Annotated in this window: 1 protein-coding gene; it reads left to right on the forward strand. The window is 49.7% G+C overall.

All coding sequences use genetic code 11. The features are described from left to right. The first annotated feature begins 824 nt into the window (after positions 1 to 824). Positions 825 to 3,170, forward strand: a complete 2,346-nt coding sequence (locus HWQ67_RS14710) for an InlB B-repeat-containing protein (protein ID WP_218253445.1) — start codon at positions 825 to 827, stop codon at positions 3,168 to 3,170. The last annotated feature ends 335 nt before the right edge of the window (positions 3,171 to 3,505 follow it).

Here is a 3,505-nt window from a genome sequence, read left to right on the forward strand (position 1 = left end):
TACTACTTTATCCATATACTTAAATTCCTTTTTACATATCAATGGCTTTTATAATAAACAGTTTAGCCTTCTACTATAATAAATCAATATCATTTTGTCAAATTAAATTTGATATCGGGTGCATAAATTTTGGGTGGGTACTTTTTTGGGCCCTCACAAGTGTTTTAGGAGACCCCTCCCTTGTATTCCCTCCCACAAGGGGAGGGAAGTAAGACTATGACAATGATATCAGCACAAATCCCCCTCCCTTTATGGGAGGGGTTAGGGGAGGGTTCTTTATAGCATTATATCTGTCAGGACAATGGAAGAAGATTGTCAGTCATTTAACGTAAGCATACTGATGTCCACCAGAAATTTATGCACCCATCTAAAACTGACTATTGACAACATCGTTATCCATATGTTATGCTCAAAGTGCGTTTTATTTTAAAGCTAAAAAGTGCAAAAGTATAGTAAAGCCAGCAGTATGGATCACGGGCACGCTATATACTATCTTACGAGGGAGTTGATATTGTATGACTAATGGTGCAGATATAACGGACATACATTGCCTTTTGTACAAAGGACGGGAGGAGCAGTTTGACTTGATAGCGCCTTTAGTCTCGAGGCAAGAAAATTTAACCGCCGGATATCTGGCACAGTTCTTGCTTTCCCCCCCCTCTCTCTTATGTTTTATATGTTATAACATGCCTTAACAGGCTGTTCTCTAATCACCAGTACCTCAATTTGCATCTATACCACCTTTTTTAGATAGCATCGCCAGGTTTTTGTCGTTTTTGCTATGTTTTTAGCGATATTGCACAAACATGAAAAGGAGGATTGTTATGAAGGTTTTAATCAACAAGAGTAAGTGGGTAATTGCCATGTTTACCGTGATCGGGGCCATGTGCCTTGCCGGTATTGCAGACAACGCCCATGCGGCAGAGATCTATACCTTTGTCACCAAATGGGGAAGCTTCGGAGCAGGCGATGGACAGTTTTTTGGACCCAGCGGGGTGGCGGTAGACAGCGCCGGAAATGTCTACGTCGCTGACACGAATAACGACCGCATCCAGAAGTTTGACTCAAACGGTACCTTTATAACCAAGTGGGGCAGCCTCGGAGCAGGCGCTGGACAGTTTAATACGCCCATCGGGGTGGCGGTGGACAGCGCTGGAAATGTCTACGTCGCTGACTTTAGTAACCACCGTATCCAGAAGTTTGCTCCTCCCGCATCCACACCGACACCAACGCCGACATCAACACCGCCGCCGAACGATACCGTTTACTACACCCTTACCGTGAGCAAGGTAGGGACGGGCAGCGGCAGCGTAGCAGGCTCCCCCATGCAGTTGACATGGTCAGGCAACACCGGTGTTGTAACCCGCCCCGAGCACTCTGTCCAGGTCATAACGGCAGCCGCATCTGGTAACTCCACCTTTGCGGGTTGGAGCGGCGACTGCTCAGGGACAGCCGCTACCTGTGTTATGCCGATGACAAAGAATTTAAGTGTCACTGCGACGTTTAACCTGCCACTCAAGACGCTTACCGTGACCAGGGCAGGGACAGGCAACGGTACTGTCACAGCCTCACCTGGGACCCTGACGTGGTCCGGCAACACCGGCACGGCGGAGTATCCAGACGCCGCTACTGTGGTGACACTGACGGCGGCAACGTCTGATGGCTCAACCTTCACGGGTTGGACTGGTGACTGCTCAGGGACAAACACTACCTGTACGGTAACGATGTCAAAGGCCGTAAACGTGACGGCGACGTTTACACTAGTCCCCAAGCCACTCAAGACGCTTACCGTGACCAGGGCAGGGACAGGCAACGGTACTGTCACAGTCTCCCCAGGAACCCTGACGTGGTCCGGCAACACCGGCACGACAGAGTATCCGGACTCTACTGTGGTAACGCTGACGGCAACAGCCTCTTTTGATTCCATCTTTGCAGGCTGGGGCGGCGACTGCTCAGGGACAACTCCTACCTGTACGGTAACGATGTCGAAGGCCGTAAACGTAACGGCTATTTTTGGCTTAACCAGGACGCTTACCATAAATATCACAGGAGATGGTGAAGGTTCAGTTACTGCCTCAAACGGGATAATCTTCTGGAACTTTAAGACCGGCACGGCTTTATACGGCGATGGTACGGAGGTTACTCTCACAGGGACACCAATACCGGGGTCAGGTTCGATGTTCATGGGATGGACAGGGTGCGACTCCACAAATGGCCCTCAATGCGTTGTAAAGATAACGGGTTCAAGGGCTGTTACCGCCATGTTCCACATAGGCGTTAAAGATGACTTTGACGCTGACGGCAGGAGTGATATATTTTTGCAAGACAGCTCCAGCGGGGACACCGCCATATGGTTCATGAACGGGATAAACATAGTATCCAAGGCCTACCCGGCCAACGGTGTCTCCGGTGAGTGGCGCTTTTTGGCAAGGGGTGAATTTGACGGCAATGACAGGTCTGATATCGTCTGGCAGCACACCAACGGCGATGTTGTTGTCTGGTCTATGGATGGCGCAAGGATAGCAGCAACGGATTATGTGGCAAACGGTGTGCCATCAGAGTGGCAGTTTAAGGGCATTGGTGATTTCAACGGTGACGACAAGTCTGATATCCTCTGGCAACACATCAACGGCGATGTCGTCATATGGCTTATGAATGGCGCATATATAGTGGCAAGGGCTTATGTCGAAAGGGGCATTCCTTCAGTGTGGCAGATCAGGGGTGTTGGTAATTTCGACGGAGATGGTAAGGCCGATATCCTCTGGCAAGATGACAGCGGCGATCTCTCTATATGGTTTATGGACGGTTCCGGCGTTAAGAGCAAGGACTACCTCGAGCACGCCGTTGCAGCCAACTGGCAGATAAAGGCCGTTGCAGGTTTCAACGGAGACGGCATGGCAGACATCCTGTGGCAGGACAGCTCAACCGGCGACGTAGCCGTCTGGCTCGTCAACGGGGCATCCGTAATAACCAGGAGCTTTATCTCCAGGGCATTGCCAGGCAACTGGCAGCTCAAGGACACAGGCGACTACGATGGCGACGGCATATACGACATGCTCTGGCAAGACTCCTCCACCGGTGATGTTGTAGTCTGGTTTATGGACGGCACAGGTATTAGGACAAAAGACTCCATAGAGAAAGGAGTCTCAAGCAATTGGCTAATTAAATAAACGACAATGAAGGGGGAGGCGGTTTGTGGCAGGGTGTGGGGTGCCCCCTCCCACCACAGCCACAAGAACAGATACAGATTTTGTATCTTCTTTATTTTTTTAAGAGGAAAAAGGAGGGCTATGGCCCCTTTTATGCCGGTGGTCGCTGACCACCCTCCTTGTTCTTTGTATTGCAAGTGATCGAAACGCGCTATATAAGTATCCTCTTTAAAAAGCAGGGTAAAAATTATTTCACGGTTAAACCTTCATGAATAGGAGCACTATTCGCCCCCGCCCATGAAAATTGCGAGAGCCTTATGCATTGTGCCCTGGTTCTACTGCTCTTGACAGTTTTT

This window comes from Candidatus Magnetobacterium casense (assembly GCF_019173545.1).
In the GTDB taxonomy this organism is placed as follows: Bacteria; Nitrospirota; Thermodesulfovibrionia; order Thermodesulfovibrionales; family Magnetobacteriaceae; genus Magnetobacterium; species Magnetobacterium cryptolimnobacter.